The sequence below is a fragment of the Nostoc sp. genome, from assembly GCF_036917815.1.
Lineage (GTDB): Bacteria > Cyanobacteriota > Cyanobacteriia > Cyanobacteriales > Nostocaceae > Nostoc.
This window is the reverse complement of sequence record NZ_JBALEK010000069.1, coordinates 22,684-40,462: the sequence shown is the minus strand read 5'-3', so window position 1 is coordinate 40,462 and position 17,779 is coordinate 22,684. Positions and strand designations below refer to the sequence as shown.

The 17,779-nt window shown below is 39.1% G+C and carries 9 protein-coding genes and 1 pseudogene; 4 read left to right on the top strand and 6 right to left on the bottom strand.

Annotation, left to right across the window (positions count from 1 at the left end):
- Position 1: 1 nt before the first annotated feature.
- Positions 2–1,606, top strand: coding sequence for an NAD(P)H-quinone oxidoreductase subunit N (locus tag V7K97_RS22235; protein WP_334803157.1), 1,605 nt, complete (start codon positions 2–4; stop codon positions 1,604–1,606).
- A 247-nt stretch (positions 1,607–1,853) separates the two neighbouring features.
- Here the strand turns inward: V7K97_RS22235 and V7K97_RS22230 are convergent, their stop codons facing one another.
- Together V7K97_RS22230 and V7K97_RS22225 are read right to left on the bottom strand one after the other, a co-directional pair.
- Complete coding sequence (locus V7K97_RS22230; protein WP_334803156.1) at positions 1,854–3,329, bottom strand: ATP-binding protein; 1,476 nt, start codon at positions 3,327–3,329, stop codon at positions 1,854–1,856.
- Positions 3,330–3,368: 39 nt separating this feature from the next.
- Positions 3,369–3,911: a methanogen output domain 1-containing protein gene (locus tag V7K97_RS22225; RefSeq protein ID WP_334803155.1), complete on the bottom strand. Its 543-nt coding sequence runs from the start codon at positions 3,909–3,911 to the stop codon at positions 3,369–3,371.
- A 330-nt stretch (positions 3,912–4,241) separates the two neighbouring features.
- Between V7K97_RS22225 and V7K97_RS22220 the strand changes: the two are divergent.
- Positions 4,242–4,607: pseudogene (locus V7K97_RS22220) on the top strand (RNA-guided endonuclease InsQ/TnpB family protein); the annotation flags it as partial.
- 160 nt (positions 4,608–4,767) lie between these two features.
- Here the strand turns inward: V7K97_RS22220 and V7K97_RS22215 are convergent.
- The 3 genes from V7K97_RS22215 to V7K97_RS22205 are packed head-to-tail and all read right to left on the bottom strand — an operon-like array spanning position 4,768 to position 8,314.
- Complete coding sequence (locus V7K97_RS22215) at positions 4,768–5,811, bottom strand: sensor histidine kinase (protein WP_334803154.1); 1,044 nt, start codon at positions 5,809–5,811, stop codon at positions 4,768–4,770.
- Between the two features lie 6 nt (positions 5,812–5,817).
- Positions 5,818–6,969 (bottom strand): FIST signal transduction protein, encoded by a 1,152-nt coding sequence (locus tag V7K97_RS22210; protein WP_334803153.1) that lies wholly within the window; start codon positions 6,967–6,969, stop codon positions 5,818–5,820.
- Between the two features lie 25 nt (positions 6,970–6,994).
- Positions 6,995–8,314, bottom strand: a complete 1,320-nt coding sequence (locus tag V7K97_RS22205; RefSeq protein WP_334803152.1) for a hybrid sensor histidine kinase/response regulator — start codon at positions 8,312–8,314, stop codon at positions 6,995–6,997.
- A gap of 659 nt (positions 8,315–8,973) precedes the next feature.
- Between V7K97_RS22205 and V7K97_RS22200 the strand changes: the two genes are divergently transcribed.
- Positions 8,974–9,942, top strand: coding sequence for a terpene synthase family protein (locus tag V7K97_RS22200; RefSeq protein WP_334803151.1), 969 nt, complete (start codon positions 8,974–8,976; stop codon positions 9,940–9,942).
- A 61-nt stretch (positions 9,943–10,003) separates the two neighbouring features.
- A complete protein-coding gene (locus V7K97_RS22195) occupies positions 10,004–11,410 on the top strand; it encodes a cytochrome P450 (RefSeq protein WP_334803150.1) in 1,407 nt (468 codons plus the stop codon).
- Between the two features lie 210 nt (positions 11,411–11,620).
- Here the strand turns inward: V7K97_RS22195 and V7K97_RS22190 are convergent, their stop codons facing one another.
- A complete protein-coding gene (locus V7K97_RS22190) occupies positions 11,621–17,275 on the bottom strand; it encodes a trifunctional serine/threonine-protein kinase/ATP-binding protein/sensor histidine kinase (protein ID WP_334803149.1) in 5,655 nt (1,884 codons plus the stop codon).
- Positions 17,276–17,779 lie beyond the last annotated feature (504 nt).

The window sequence follows — 17,779 nt, the reverse complement described above, 5'->3', positions numbered from 1 at the left end:
CATGGATTTTGCTAATATTGCATCCCAGTTGAACGCTGGAACGATTTTACCAGAGGGGATTGTTATTCTCACCCTCTTGGGGGTTTTGATAGTTGATTTGATTTTGGGGCGTACATCCGCACGCTGGATTGGATATTTAGCGATCGCAGGTTTATTTGCTTCGATTGTCGCCCTATATTTTCAATGGGACGCTCCTAATCCCATCGGTTTTACCGGTGGCTTTAATGGTGATGACCTGAGTATCGTCTTTCGCGGGATTATTGCCTTATCTGCGGTTGCCACTATACTGATGTCAATTCGCTACGTTGAACAGAGCGGCACCCCTTTAGCCGAATTCATCGCTATTTTGCTGAGTGCTACTTTAGGAGGGATGTTTTTATCCGGGGCTAGTGAGTTGGTGATGATTTTCATCTCCCTAGAAACCCTGAGTATCTCCTCTTATTTGTTGACAGGTTATACCAAGCGTGACCCCCGCTCCAATGAAGCAGCACTGAAATACTTGTTAATTGGAGCTTCCAGTACGGCAATATTTTTGTACGGTGTATCACTGCTGTATGGACTATCTGGAGGACAAACTGAATTAAGTGCGATCGCTAATGGCATTGCCACAGCTAAAGTCGGTCAATCTTTAGGTTTAGTGATTGCCCTGGTTTTTGCGATCGCAGGTATTGGCTTCAAAATCTCTGCTGCACCCTTCCACCAGTGGACACCAGACGTTTACGAAGGCGCCCCCACCCCAGTCATCGCCTTTTTATCAGTCGGTTCCAAAGCAGCTGGGTTTGCCCTAGCCATTCGCTTGCTAACAACAGCCTTCCCCCTTGTGGCTGAAGAGTGGAGGTTTGTCTTCACTGCTCTAGCCGTTCTCAGCATGATCTTGGGTAACGTCGTCGCCCTAGCCCAAACCAGCATGAAACGGATGCTAGCTTATTCATCCATTGCCCAAGCTGGGTTTGTAATGATTGGCTTGATTGCTAGTACACAGGCAGGATATGCCAGTATGATATTTTATCTACTGGTTTACCTATTCATGAACCTGTGCGCCTTTACCTGCATCATCCTGTTCTCATTACGCACGGGAACCGACCAGATTGCCGAATACTCTGGTTTATATCAAAAAGACCCACTCTTAACATTGGGGTTGAGTATTTCCCTACTTTCCTTGGGTGGTATTCCCCCATTGGCTGGGTTTTTCGGCAAGATTTACTTATTCTGGGCAGGTTGGCAGGCAGGACTTTATTGGTTAGTTTTGCTGGGCTTAGTTACCAGTGTCGTCTCCATCTACTACTACATTCGCGTAGTTAAGATGATGGTAGTTAAAGAACCCCATGAAATGTCCGACGCAGTGAAGAATTATCCACAAGTGCGTTGGGATTTGCCTGGGCTAAGACCTTTGCAGGTTGGGTTGGTGGTAACATTAATTGCCACTACTGTAGCAGGGATTTTGTCAAATCCACTGTTTACATTGGCGAACAATTCCATCTCCCACACCCCATTTTTGCAAGCAACAATCAACAGTAATGTAAAAGCACAAAATCTACTGCTTTTGCCAAAGTTAGATTCGGTTAGTCAGTCTCAACCCTCAGTTGATTCTACTGCTAAGATTTAACCGAGTCTCAACCAAACTTTATACTCAAAGACACGCCTGTTTGCTAATTAGCACACAGGCGTTTGTCATCTAAAGTTTCCTAATCATATAACCCAATACGGTTCGGATAAGATTTTTTGATGACACGCCGCTAATCGCAAAGACGCGATAAATCGCCGTCTTGACAATAATCAGTCCTTTGTCTTGACGGCGATTTATCGCGTCTCTTGCTTTAACCGAACCGTATTGGGGAGGGAACTAGATTCCTTTACATTTGGGGTTGGGGTTCTTTGATTATGGGTAATTTAGCAGACATAATATTAACAGGTATCCTAATTACAAATTCTGCACCTTTTCCGGGAACAGAAAAACAGCTAAGTTGTCCGTCATGTTTTTCAACTATAATCTGATAGCTTATATATAGCCCTAGTCCAGTACCTTTGCCCACATTTTTAGTTGTGAAAAACGGGTCAAATAACTTTGAGCGTACTTGTTCATTTATCCCCAAACCATTATCAGCAATACTAACCGCGATCCAGTTTTTATCAATTACCTCAGTTTTAATTTGAATTTGGGGATTATTCTTTGACAGTTTTCCATTTTCAGTAATTTGTGAATTTACAGTTGACCACTCACCATTCTTTGCCGATACCTCCAGTGCATCGATGGCATTAGCAAGAATATTTATAAACACTTGGTTGAGTTGACTAGGGTAGCAAGTTACATTGGGAAGTTGACTATATTTTTTGATGACTTTGATTTCTGGGTACTCATGCCTAGCTTGCAGGCGATGCTCCAAAATCATTAAAGTACTATCAATTCCTTCATGGATATTAACTTGCTTAAGTTCTGCTTCATCCAGTCTGGAAAAGTTACGTAGTGATTTAACAATTTCCTGAATACGCTCTGCTCCCACTGTCATTGACTGAAAAAGTTTAGTTGTATCTTGAATCAGGAAATTTAAGTCTATTTCTTCTATTTGCTCTTGGATTTCTGGAAGAGGATTTGGACAAAATTGTTGATAAATTTGCACCAATTTCAGTAAATCCTGAGTGTATTTATGAGCGTGGTGAAGGTTTCCATAAATAAAACTCACGGGGTTATTAATTTCATGGGCGATACCAGCGACCATCTGACCTAAACTAGACATTTTCTCAGATTGGATCAGCTGAGTTTGAGTAAGTTGCAGTTCCTTTAGTGTTTCTTGTAAAGCAGTTGTACGTTCCTCAACCCGAATTTCTAGCTCTTGATTCGCTTTCTTGAGGGCTTCCTCTGCCTGTTTACGTCTCTGAACCTCTTTTGCTAACTCACCGATTTTCTCATTCAGGAGAACGAAATTACTGCTGGCTAAAGTTCTGTTTTCCAAGCGTAAGAGAATTAAAGCTGAAAATTTACAAGACCAAGGTTGAATAACGGCTCCTTGACTACGACATATTAACGTTTGTCCATCATTCTTTCGTAAAGTCAAGGAGCCAATAACCATTGCCCTACTACTTGAACAAGCTTGCAGGTACTTGACAATATCACTAGCAGGCTCAGTTACAAGTTCAAAGAGCATTTTTCCCCGCAGTTCCTTACGGTGTAACCCCAACATATCTGCTACTGGTTGATTGGTAGCTAACAACTGACCCTCTCCACTCACCAGGAGTAAAGGTTCTGGTAAAACTCTGGCAAGTTCAAGAAATTGTTCAGGAGTCATGGGATTTCCAGTTTCAGGGTTTGACTCTACTTTATATATCTGCACTCAAGCTTGTATGCTGGGGTTGGTTTAGTACTGAAGGGTTTAGACAGATTCTAGTCCCCGAAAGTACTCTCGACCTTCTGCATCTTCTGCCTCTTCTGTAAGTTTTAAGTAAACAATAACTCTACATTCAGAAGCACCCTCTGCTATGGTCTCTTGCAATTCTACTTTCGCATATCCCAGATTATTAGCTGCGATCGTCCCAAAGACGTTTGAAGTCATCATACACATGGTAGGGCGATTAAGTACTTTGTCACCAAATGGGCAGACACGATTGCCAAAGACAATTTTTTCATCATTCTGCTCAATGACATAAAAATCGCCCTGGATTCGTTTTTTTAAATCAACCAACACATCAGCTACCTGCTTACGAGAAAGGTTGGAGACTTCCAGAGCAGATTTATAATCTTGGTTGAGCTGCCTCCCCATTCTTTCACCAACTACGCTAATAAATCCAGAAGCTTCTTTTAAGCCAACTACGTCCTGCAAAGTGCCAGATAATTCTCTAATTAATGTACGTAAAAATATATCGCGTTCTAAAGAGAGATTCAGTGTACCTATTGAGTGGTCAAGTGTATTGGTCATAAATTTTGAGGACACAATCTTGGATGTACACTTCTAGAGTTCCCCAAAACATCTCTAAAGTAACTGCTTATACCAATTTTCTGTGAAGCTGCACATTATTTTGAACCCTCCCAACCTGCCGCAGGCGGTGGGGTTCTTTCTATGCATCTCCATACAGAATTGGTATTAATCTTTTTATTCAGAGAATTTAATACTTGCTTTTGTTTCTAACCCTCTTTTATTACTTCAAAAAAATATTCGTAGGTTGGGTTGTAGCAAGATCCCCGAAGGGTACGAAGTGAAACCCAACAAAACCAGAGATTGTTGGTGTTGGGTTTCGTTCCTCAACCCAACCTAGTCAAAAATCATTGCCTAGCAAAGTCAATAAATGATGCTGGCTGGTATCAATTTCGGGTGTGGCTGGAGTATTTTGGAAAGGTATTTAAGAGGATTACTATTGCTGTGAATCCCTCATATACCTCCCAAGAATGTTCTAGCTGTGGCGTAATTGTCAAAAAGTCTCTATCCACTCGCACACACCTTTGTCAATGTGGCTGCAAGTTAGACAGAGATCAGAACGCCGGGATAAACATTCTTAATTTAGGATTGGGTACGGTAGGGCATACCGGAACCTTTGCGCTAGACGCAAGCAACGCTTCTGGAGAATCGACCTCTACTTTAATTGGAGCAATCCTGTCAGAGCAAGCCGTCTCGTAGATAGAAGAATCCCCGTGCGTTCACGCCGGGGAGTGTCAAATCCTCATCCGTAATTCATTATGAATTATTAACCATGAATTATTCGTTCACTATAACCTGCTACCATACCGAACATTTCTTTCTCCTAATATTAATTTGAATAATTGTTATATTTACTAATTTAATAAATTGGAATAGTGATTATAAACTCAGAACCTTTTCCTAACACAGAATTTACTTCTAGAGTTCCTTTATGTTTTTGGACAATTATTTGATAAGTGATTGATAATCCTAATCCTGTTCCTTTTCCCACAGGTTTGGTTGTGAATAAATGGTCAAACATTTTTTGCTGAACATCAGCCGATATTCCCACCCCATTATCTTGAATCCGAATCGAGACATGATTGTTATCTTCAGTTAGAGCCGTATGAATTGTAATTTTATTGGGATTTACCTTAATATCATTAAAACTCAGTCCAGAGTTAGACTCTTCTAAAGCATCAATGGCATTTGCCAACAAATTCATAAATACCTGATTCAGTTGTCCTGGGAAGCATTCTACTAGAGGAAATTCTCCATAATCTTGAACTAATTCAATAGCAGGACGAATCTTATTAGCTTTCAAACGGTGCTTGAGAATGAGGAGAGTGCTATTAATACCTTCATGAAGATTAAACAGAACTTTTCGTTCTGTATCTGCTCTAGAGAAAATTCTCAAGCTGTTGCTAATGTTGGAAATGCGATCTGTGCCTTCTCTCATTGAGGAAATGAGTTTAAGTAGATCCTCGCGCACATACTCCAGGTCAATTACTTCGATTTTTTTCTGAATTTCTTGAGACGGTTTGGGATAGGTTTGCTGATAGAGTTCAATGAGATGTAATAAATTCTGAATATACTCTTTAGCCGGAGCCAGATTACCTGCTATAAAGCCAACTGGGTTATTAATTTCATGAGCTACTTCTGCCACAAGACCTCCCAAAGTAGACATCTTATTCTGCATTATCTGAAGATTAAGAAGCATGGTTTCTAGCTCATAGCTTCTTTCTTCTAAGTTGTTTTGATATTCCTTTAATTCATCAATTACTTTCCTGAGCAAGGATTCTTTTTTTTTGTTTGTATATTCGAGTTGTATCCGGTCTGACTCAGAACGCTCCAATTGTTTTTGGATAATTCTATTCGCTTTTTTTAGTTCCTTAATTTCTTGTTGATGATCCAGGATTTCCATCAGTTTTTACCGAGTTCCCAAAATTAAAGTTACAAAAGTTTCATTATGAAATTGCGTCTGACTAATTCGATCTATAGGAGCAATCTCTCCATAAGAATAAAATCCACAGGCAGGTAAATAGTCAGTCAGGTAAAGTTTCGTATTCTGATACTCCTCTTGTGCCCTTGTACCAAGTATTTGCCGACGAGCTACACATGAAAAAAATAAAACAGCACTCGGTTCTGCACCTGGGTAATTATCTAAGGCATTCATAAACGATGCTTTTGAAGCTGCCAGAATATCTTCATAAGCTGCTTCTGAAATTTGAATAATTGCTTGATCGGGAATATCTCCAAAAAATGTTATGCTACCAGATTCCTGATTGTAAGCAATAGGCGCTCTTATATAAAAACTGTCTCGATTTTGCTCAAACACTGCTAGTGGATATTCCATTGAGGGAGGAAGCGAACCTAAATAATGATGATAAAAATCTAAAGCTGGTTTACCATCTATTTCATAGACTATGTTCTGATCTACCTTAGTAATTTTGCTTGTTTGACCAATAGGATGCCAACCACTTGCAACAGCGTGAGAAAACAATATTCTGCCGGAAAAAAGCAGAATTGGTACAGAATCACTTAATACTTCTGTTTGAAAAAATTGATATGTATTTTGATATCTTGATTGATCGCCTGCCAAACCACCGAATATCGGCACATATTGACCAAGAGCTAGCTTTAAGCCATTCAATATAGAAACACCACTAGTTGTGAGGCTCTCTGGATGAGTTAAGCATAGCTTTGGAGGTGCGGTACTTTTTGCTTTAGCCTGCTCTACAGCTTGTTTAGTCGCAGTAATTGGATCAGCTGAAACTTGGCGTCCAACTCCTGCGTGAATTTCAACTTCGTCTGAGCAAAACAACATCAAGGTGATTGAGTCCTGCTGAAAATCTAAGACTGAAGAAATTTCTCCATCTGTTGTTCCACCAATCAACTCAATCCCAGGAAAAGCCTGATAAATTTGCTGTAAAATCAGAGAATGTTCAAAGTCAATTGCAGCAAAAATAATCCCAGCTTTGGGTATATCTCCTGCAAGAGAACTAGCACATTGCTGAAGAACTTCTTCAACTGCTGATTGAGAATCTGGATCGTTACTATGAGCTACTACTGCCTTGAACATAAATTTATTTATTTCTTATTAATTACTAAATAGGAAGCTTGATAATAAACTCTGAACCTTCTCCTAGTGCTGAATTTATCTCCAGAGTTCCTCCATGTTTATGGACAACAATTTGACGAGCAATTGATAATCCTAATCCTGTTCCTTGACCGATAGGCTTAGTGGTGAATAAATAGTCAAAGATGTTTTGCTGAACATCAGCCGACATTCCCACGCCATTATCTTTAATCCGAATCAAGATATGATTTTTATCTTCAGTCAGAGTCGTCTGAATCAAAATTTGATTAGGATTTGCTTCAATTGCAATATAGGTGCGTCCTATATTAGACTCCTCTAAAGCATCAATAGCATTAGCTAATAAATTCATAAATACCTGATTTAATTGTCCGATGAAGCATTCTAAGTCTGGCAAATTACCGTAATCTCTAGTTACTTGAATATCGGGTCGTTCCTCCGATGCTTTTAAGCGGTGTTTGAGGATCATGATTGTGCTGTCAATGCCATCGTGAATATTGCAAGAAACTTTGCGATCGCTATCTGCTCGAGAAAAGGTTCTCAGACTGGTACTAATGTTGCGAATACGCTGAACACCCTCTTTCATTGAGGAAATTAAATTAGGTAGATCGGCAAGCATATACTTCAAATCTATCGCGGCAATTTGCTCTTGAATTTCTGGAACCGGATTAGGATAATGCTGCTGATAGAGGTCAATAATGTTAACCATGTTTTGGAAGTATACTGAAGCGTGTCCGAGATTGCCATGAATGAAACCAACTGGATTATTAATTTCATGAGCAACTCCTGCTACTAATTGACCAAGGGCAGACATTTTTTCTGTCTGTACAAGGTGAAGTTGAGACTCTTGGAGGTCTTTTAATGCCCTAGACAAAGCTGCTGTCCTTTCTGCAACTCGTTTTTCTAAAGTTTTTGTGAGATTTCGTAATTGAAGATGGGTTTTAATTCTAGCTAATAATTCTTCTTCATGAAAGGGTTTAGTGATGTAATCAACTGCCCCCATATTTAGACCCTTTACCTTACTATCAGTATCAGAGTTGGCGGTCATAAAAATTACGGGAATATCACAAGTAACTGAATTTTCTTTGAGCCTTTTGCAGGTTTCAAATCCATCTATTCCCGGCATCATTACATCTAATAATATCAAATCAGGTAGTCTATTTTCAACCTGACAAATTGCCTTTTTACCATCATTTTCTGTAATGACTTTAAAGCCTACATTAGTTAATATGCCAAAGACAATTTCTAGATTTGTAGTGGTATCATCCACCACTAAAATTAAATTATCTTCTGGTTCATAAAGTATTTTCATCTCTAGCTTGTCATTCATATACTTAAATTAATTTTACTTCTTGTTAGTTGTTCACTATTGCCCTGCGATCGCAGCTCAGTCACTGCTATTTTTTCGCAGACTGACTGGCTTTCTTTCGCGTCTGACAATCCTATAGTTCCCAAAAACTCTGACAACAGCAACATTCTCACAATAAATTACCCCTAATCGACCACGAGTGCGATCGCTACAGCATAGACATTAACCACCACTCTTGACTTTCACCGGAGTTGAACATCCTCTTTTATGAAGGCGATCGCTCTGAAATTAGTCATTATTACCCTTGTCTTTTTATAAAAGTAGCGCTATCCCAGAACAACATTGTTGATGCGATAAGCTAAGTTTTTTAGCAAGTCAACAGTATTTATTATGAACGAACAGATACAAAAATATTTATTTTTATTAAAAAGCATAATTCCAGATAAATACGGTTATTTTGTGAATAAAAAATATTTAACAATAGCTACATAACTTTCTCAAGATTCGTATAGATTTACATACCCATAATAGTGGCGTAAATGTATTTTACACACTTGAGAAAATGTTATTTGTGAAAAATTAATAAAAGTTTGTCATAGACTTTAAAAAAACCTATGGAGGTATTTTGTTTGTTCTACTGTAATTCATTTTTTTCGGTACTTTAAACCAATAGATTTGTTATGAAGCAATTGCTCTACCCTGACTTATACTGCCGATTTCCATCCCAGATCAATAAGCATGTTGATATTCTAGAAGAGCATGCTCTTGAATGGGTAACTCGTTTTAATCTACAAGCAAGTAAAAGTGCTTATCAGCGTTTCTCAAAGTCAAAATTTTTCTTGTTAGCTGCAAGTGCCTATCCAGAGTGTGATTTGGAAGAACTTAAGATTGGAAATGACTGGCTTAGTTGGGTATTTATTTGGGATGATCAATGCGATATGTCAGAGTTCAAAAAACAACCACAAGCGCTCAAAATTTTTCAGCAAAGATTTATAGAAATATTGAAAGGATCAGAACTAACGAGGCAAGATATACCTATTAATCATGCCTTGGCTGATTTGCGACAGCGTACACGCGAAAGAGCGAGCGAAAAATGGTTCAATTATTTCCTGCACTGTTTTGAGCAATACTGCCACGGATGTGTAGAGGAAGCAGCTATTCGGGCAGAAGGAATTGTACCTAATATTGACACTTATATGAAGTGCAGAAGATTCAGCGTAGGAGGATATCTTTTCCTGACAGTAAGTGAATTTTGTAATAAGTTCATGCTCTCTGATGTTTTACGAAATCATAAAATTGTGAAAGAAATAGAACTGAGTACAATTGATATTCTTGCTTGGTGTAACGATGTTTTTTCAGCATCTAGGGAGATGGGGAGTGGTGATGTTCATAACTTAGCAATCATACTACATTATCTACAGGAACTACCTTTAGATAAAGCAATCAAGGTGGCTGCTGATATGCATGATGAAAAGGTCAAATATTTGATCAATTTAGAAGCAACTATTCCCTCTTTTGGAGAAGAGCTAGATGTTGCTCTGGAAAAATATATATCAATAATGCACTCATGGATTGGTGGCAATCTCAATTGGTATTCTCTGACTGCCCGATATGAAACTACAGAAAAACTGGATTTAGTTAACTATTAAGTTAATCTTAAACTTTCAAATCAGCAAATTTTAACATTCTACTTGTAACCATAATTTCGAGATGACAAAACAGATTTCACTACCAAATATTCTCAAAACCCCCCCTTTTCTCCAAAAGGTTCAGTGGGTCACTGACCCTGTTGGATATATGGAAAAAGCGGCTCAACAATATCCTGACATTTTCACTGCTAGGATAATTGGTTTTGGGGATACCGTAGTTTTTGTAAACCATCCCCAAGCAATTCAGGAAATTTTAACCAACGATAGAAAGAAGTTTGCTGCTGTTGCTGAGGTGAACAAAATTGTCGAACCCTTAGTAGGGAATCATTCAGTTTTCTTGCTGGAGGGCGCTCAACATAAACAGCGACGACAACTTGTGATGCCGGGTTTTCATGGAGAGCGAATGCGAGCTTACGGCCAGCTAATCTCTAATCTTAGCGAAAAAGTTTTTAGTCAAGTACCACAAAATTTGCCCTTTTCAGCCCGTAATACAATGCAGGAGATTTCTCTGCAAGTCATCTTAGAAGCTGTTTTTGGCATGTATGAAGGAGAACGTTGCCAAAAACTTAAGCATCTACTGGGATCTTTTTTGGACGACTTTTGGTCACCACTTACTTCTAGCCTATTCTTTTTTTCATTTCTACAACAGGATTTAGGAACTTGGAGTCCGTGGGGAAATTTTCTGCGCCGACGGCAACAAATAGATGAATTGATCTATGCTGAGATTGCTGAACGCCGACAGCAACCCGATCGAGATCGTATCGATATCCTCTCCATGCTGATATCAGCTCGGGATGAGGCTGGTCAACCTATGACAAATGAAGAGTTGCGTGACGAGTTGATCACCCTGATGATTGCTGGACATGAGACTACGGCAACGGCAATGGCTTGGGCACTATACTGGATTCACCAAAACCCAGAAGTCCATGAAAAATTGCTTCAGGAACTTGATACATTAGGCGATTCACCAGATCCCATGAGCATTTTCCGATTGCCTTATCTCACAGCTGTCTGTAATGAGACTTTGCGGATTACTCCTGTGGTCATGTTGACTTTGCCAAGGGTAGTGCAAGAACCTGTTGAACTACTAAAACATCGCTTAGAGCCTGGTACGGTAGTTGTTGGTTGCATTTATCTAACTCACCAACGTCAGGATTTATATCCCCAGCCCAAGCAGTTTCAGCCAGAGCGCTTTCTTGAGCAGCAATTTTCTCCTTATGAATTTTTGCCTTTTGGTGGTGGTGTTCGTCGCTGTATTGGCGAGGCTTTAGCCATATTTGAAATGAAGCTAGTATTGGCAACAATCTTGTCACACTATCAATTTGCCTTGGTTGATAATCGACCAGAGAGACTACAGCGTCGAGGTTTTACACTTACGCCTGCTAAGGGAATCAAGATAGTAATTACAGGAGAGCGTGTGCATCAAAAGTCTTTAGAGAATATGACAACTACATCTGTCCCCCAGTAGTCTGTCATAGTTGATTTGATGAGTTTTAGAAACCAAATTTATCAAACTAATCAAATTGTTCTTAACAGACTACTAGTAGTGTATTGCATTAATTTTGAGAGCTTTGTATTGAGAAATTTATCACTCAATTTCAAGGGCTAGAGCCGCTAATTACAAACTTTCACCATTCGATCAAAACTAATAGGAGCGCCAAGCTTGAGGCTCCTATTATCATACGGGAATCTCAATTACAAATTCAGTTCCCTCTTTGGGGGTAGAATTACATATTAAACTACCCTGGTGTTTTTCCACGACAATTTGATAGCTAATTGATAATCCCAATCCCGTACCATTTCCTACCAACTTGGTTGTAAAAAATGGGTCAAATATTTTCTGTTGTACTGCTTCTGTGATGCCAGAGCCATTATCGACAAACTTAAGTTTTACAGTATTTAAATCTGTTAGTTCGGTATAAATACGAATTTGTCCTTTGTCCTTTCTTATGTGTCTGTTGTCATTCACCAATGACCCATGACGAATTACAAATGACTCTTCTAGAGCATCAATCGCATTGCTCAGGATATTCATAAATACTTGATTGAGTTGACCAGGGTAACAACTAATTTCTGGCAACTTACCATATTCTTTGATGACTTCAATTTCAGAACGATCGCTCTTTTCTTTGAGTCGGTGCTGCAAAATCATTAAAGTGTTGTCTATTCCCTCATGAATATCTACACACTTCATCTCAGCTTCATCTAGACGGGAGAAGTTGCGTAAGCCTAAAACAATATTCCGGATACGCGAACTCCCCACTTTCATTGAATCTAGAATCTTTGGCAAGTCTTCTATTAGAAAATCTATGTCAATCTCCTCAGATTTCTCATTAACTAAAGGCGAAGAAAGTGGATATTCCTGCTGATAGATAACTACCAAATCCAGCAAGTCTTGGAAATACTCACTAGCATGATTAATATTACCATGAATAAAGTTAATCGGGTTATTGATTTCATGGGCAATTCCCGCCACCATTTCTCCCAAACCAGACATTTTTTCACTTTGAATCAATTGCATCTGGGTGCGTTGCAATTCCTTTAGAGCTTGTTGTAAACAGTGATTTTTGTCGTTTATTTCCTGCGTTCTTTCCTGGACTTTTTCCTCTAGAGTATGGTTGTACTTCTCCAAACTTTCTTTAGCTTGTGCCAAATTTTTGTAGAGGATTGCATTCTCTAGGGATATTGCTGCTTGAGTGGTGAGGAGTTTGAGGAGTTCTACGCGATCACGTGTAAATGCTCCTGTAGTCAGATAATTTTCTAGGTAAAGAATCCCAATTAATTTACCTTGATTTAGAAGAGGTATAGACAACAAACTCTTAGGTTCTTCACTAATAATGTAGCTATCACCTGCTAGAAAAGAAACAGCCATTGCATCATCAATAACTAAGATTTCTCTGGAGCGTTTAACGTAGTTAATCAAAGTAATGGGAACATCATAGCTTGACTCCAAGGAAGTTGAGGGAAACTCCGTGTAGGTATGGTCAAAATTTGAACTGGAACAAACTGCTGTGACAGTTAATGCTAAATTATCAGCTTCGCTCAAAATTAAAGCGCATTTAGAGGCTCCTGCATTTTCCATCACAACTTCTATCAAAGTAGAAAGTAGTCGCTCCAGATCAATTTCCCCAGAGAGTGCTTGAGATGCCTTAATAAATGCGGCTAAATCCAGAGAGTCAGAAATACTGGTCTTCGAGCCAATAACAGTTTGTTGATTACTTAGGGTAGATAAAGATGATATGGATGTGTTATTGAAAGAAGTGCTTTCCTCGCTGGAATGGATACTCAGTTTTTCTTGCTGGAATATAGGAGCGATTAATTGGGGATAGCATTTTGCCAAATCATCAACTTTGGCTAATGCTCCCCAGCGAACGTAACCATAGTAAGCATCAGTTAGATATATTTGTGCAATCTTCTGTTTACCCCACTGTCGATAGAATTTAGCAGCAAGTTCATTTGCTAAAGCTTCTTCATTGATGTACTTGTGTTCCTTAGCAGAGGAAATAGCGCGATCGTAATTGCTCATAGCTTCAATATATTGACCCAGAACTCTATGCCGCTCTCCTTCGACTAAATAAAATTTATGCAAATAATTCATTGGGGCGTGATTCGCCCAGTGCTGCATCTGTTGCTGATTGGCTGCAACCTTTTTCAGGATTTGTTTTTGTACAGACTCTTCAACATCGCAGTAAACTGCCAGCCTAGCTAGAGAATCGTAAAAACGGAAAGTAGGAACAACTAGATGTCCTATTCCAGCATCTAAATAATTTTCGGCTATAGTGGCATTTTCAATTGCTTGCAAGAAGTCCTGAAATAGATAACATAACTGAAGCTTGCAGAAATATAGATGTAAAAGTCCAAGTCTATCTTTGATATGGAGATGAATCGGCAGCATTTTCTCCTCATCATAAGATTCACCAATTAAAAGACAGGTATTTTCCACACCTCCTAGTAAGTTCAAAACAGTTTGTCGATAGATAGCACTCCAGTTAAATGCTGTTTCTATCTTAAGTTGACTGATAGTATTGCTATAAGTTGTTATCTCCTGTTTGAGTTCTGTCAGTTCTTGTCCGATAAAATATGCACTGTAGCAATAAGTGTAAAGAGAATAGGCCGCAAATTCCAAATCTCCTGTTTCCAGCGCGGCAGAGTAGGCTTCTATTAAAGATTTTAATAAAAGCCTAACGTGTTCCTTCCAAGGTCTGATATTGGCATTAAATGTGACGACGATCTTAGCTGTGAGTGTTTTAATATCTAACCTAGTTAATAGACTTAAAGCCAGTTTACCGATTTGATAACCAGATTCAATGTCTCCTACTACTCCAGAGAGTATCATTCCGTAACTAACATAGGCATAGGCTGACAAGGGAGTATTGCCGTATTTAAGAGAAAATTCAATTTGTTTAATCACAAGTAGTGGTAACAGTTCTGGAGCAACTTGATAAGCAACAGGAACTGCACTAGAAAGGATACGCATCACCGCCAGTGCTTGGGTTTCTATCATCTCCGGCAGATTAATTAAATCCTCAATAGACCTCCCGTTGAGATTTGATGTTAATTCTGCCATTGCTAACTGAATATCCGACTGGCTTGGATGTTCAGGAAACTCTACTTCCAAAAGTTTCAAAAAGATTAGAGCAGTATTTACAGCCTCCAGTGCTTGGTTCTGCGCCCCATAAGCCTGAATTTTGACTTCATAAACTTTTACTTTTTCGAGTAGTGTTTCACGCGCCAACACTAGATCTGCTAATTCCTCCATAAGTTTAAAGTTGCCAGCCAGGTATGCTGCCTCTGTCGCAGTCTCATATAAAGCCAGGGTGAGATGATGTTTCGTCTCCCAGCTATTATCTGCCAGCAGTTCGATGCCCGTAGTTAAATACTTAACGGCAGCAGGATAAGCTGTTGATGCTAAAGCTTTACGTCCAGCAATTAGATTCATCTGGGCTAGTTCATCTCGTTTAGCTTGAGGGGAGATGAATTCCACTGCGATATTAAACTGATTGACAAGCTCAAAAATCTTTTCTTCCTGTTCTACAACTGGAATATTGCTCAATAATAGTAGCCCAATTTTTAAGTGAATTGGCTTTTTTTGTTCTTCGGGAATCAAAGAATAAGCGGCTTGCTGCACTCGATCATGTACGAATTTATATTTAGGTAGCTGGAAATTAGAACTTGAAAATTGTGTAGATTCTATTCCATTAACAATGAATTCTTGATTAGTATTATCTTTGAAAAATATGTTATAGTTTTCATCTTGTGGTAAAACTAACCCATCAAGTAATGCTTGCCACAAGTCTGATGCTGTATCTACTACAGATTTTTCATTGACGATCGCCAGAGATTTTAAGTCAAATTGATTACCAATACAGGCTGCAAGTTTCAGGGCTTTTTGGGTATTTTTTGGCAATTTTTCTATTTGCAGGGCGATAAATTCTACTACATCATCTGTGAGAGCTAATTCTTTAACTTTGGAAATATCATACTGCCAATGACCAATATCAAAATTTAATACAATTAGCCCATCATCGGCTAAAGATTTGAGAAATTGAACGGAAAAGAAGGGGTTGCCTTTAGTTTTGGCAAACACCATCTGCGTCAGAGGAACCGCTACTACTTCAGGGCAATGAAGGGTATCAGCAATGAGATGATTTAAATCACTCTGATTTAAGGGTGCTAGGGTGATCGTATTAATAATTACTCCTGCTTGTTCAATCTCCTGTAGTGTTAAATAAAGTGGATGTGCCTTGGAAACTTCATTATCTCGATATGAACCAATTAATAATAAACCCCCCTGATTTTCATGCACCTGATCTGTCTCTTCTGATAAAGAAGACAAGCTGATTTCACACATTAATAATTGAATTAATTTTAGTGAAGTTGTATCTGCCCATTGCAAGTCATCGAGGAAAATAACTAGAGGGTGTTCTTTCGTTGTGAAGATTTGGATAAATTTTTTAAACAATAAATTGAAGCGATTTTGAGCAGCACTGCCAGACAGTTTTGTAACCGGATGTTGCTTATCAATAATCTGTTCTAGTTCAGGAATCACATCAATAATTACCTGAGCTTGTGTACCCAACTCCCCCAGAATTTTGGCTTTCCATTGTTGAATTTGGGCATCAGTTTCCGAGAGAAGTTGCCCAATTAAGTCCCGAAAAGCTTGCACCAATCCTGACAAGGGAATATCGCGTTGGAACTGGTCAAATTTTCCTTTGATGAAGTAGCTACGCTGCCGTAGAATGGGTTTGTGGACTTCATTGACCACAGCAGTTTTGCCAATGCCAGAGAAACCCGCGACTAATATCATTTCTGTTGCCCCCTCTGTCACACGCCTAAAAGCAGCGAGTAGGGTTTCAACTTCGCTTTGGCGACCATAGAGTTTTTCGGGAATTACGAAACGGTCTGAGATGTCCCTCGCACCTAGTTCAAAGGGTGTTATATTTCCTATTTCTTCCCATTGGCTTTGGCACACCTCCAAGTCATGTTTTAACCCCAAGGCACTCTGATAGCGATCTTCGGCATTTTTTGCCATCAGCTTGCTAATAATGTCAGACAAAATTGACGGAATATTGGAGTTAATTCGGCTGGCTCTTGGCGGTTGTTTGGCAATGTGACAGTAAACTAACTCCATCGGATCTTTGGTGGTGAAGGGTAACTGTCCGGTGAGGAGTTGAAAGAAGGTAACACCGAGAGAATAAAAATCAGTGCGGTAGTCAATACCTCGGTTCATTCTTCCGGTTTGTTCTGGGGAAATGTAAGCGAGGGTGCCTTCTAAGATGTTGGGATTGGTGAGAAATTTAATTTCTCTTGGCAGGAGGGTGGCAATACTAAAGTCGATGAGTTTTATTTCATCTGTGGTAGGGTTTATAAGGATATTGGCAGGCTTGATATCTTTGTGAATAATGCGTAGGTGTAGTCCACCGTAGGCATCGCGATGCAGTCCTTCAAGGGTAGAAGCAATTTGAATCGCAATGGGCAAAAACTCGTTGAGGGGAAGCTTGTTTTGCTCCTTCCCCTTGTCTTCCAGTCGCCAGTCTTGGAGGGAAATGCCGCCAAAATCTTCCATCACTAAGACGTAGCTGTTACGGTAGTTTTCTAAGCTATAGGTTTTGACTATGCCAGGAAGATCAAGGTTTTTACTGATGATATATTGATTTCGGAACTGGGCGATTTCCGCGAACGTCGGATATTCATTCCGCATCAATTTGAGAACGACTGGTTTTTGGTCTTGTTCTCTAATGCCCCGATAAACTAGGGTTTTACTACCTGAGTAAATTTGCTCGGTAATGCGATAGCCAGGAAAGGAATATAATGTATCCAATACTACTAACATTGGGGACTATGCTCATAATTATTGTTTCTATGGCTTAGTATTCCCGTGGGAAGACTATCAGTATCATGAAATAAGATTTCTGATAGTTTAATTTGTATTATAAAATATGATTTTCTAATAAATATCTGATCTGGAACTATGTAATTCTGGAAGGGCTAACTTTGGTATAAAGCTATAGGTTTTCCAAGGATATTGCTAGCAAGTTTATCTGGTAAATGTTTGCTATTGCTGCTTTCAATCTGTGAACTAAGCTAATCGGCATTCAAGTTGCATAATTAGGGCGCTCATGTTGCCCACCCCACAAGATATTGAGAAAATTTTAATATGCAAGTTAGATGTGTTTTAGCTTATCTATGAAGTTTTGACACAGATTTTAGATCAGGGATTAGGCAAACAATGGCATAAACCCTGATTTTTAGGTAGGGGCAATTCATGAATTGCCCCTAGGGATGATTTTTTCTGTTTTTGAATTTTGTTGTCAATGATGATTTGTCAACATAACTG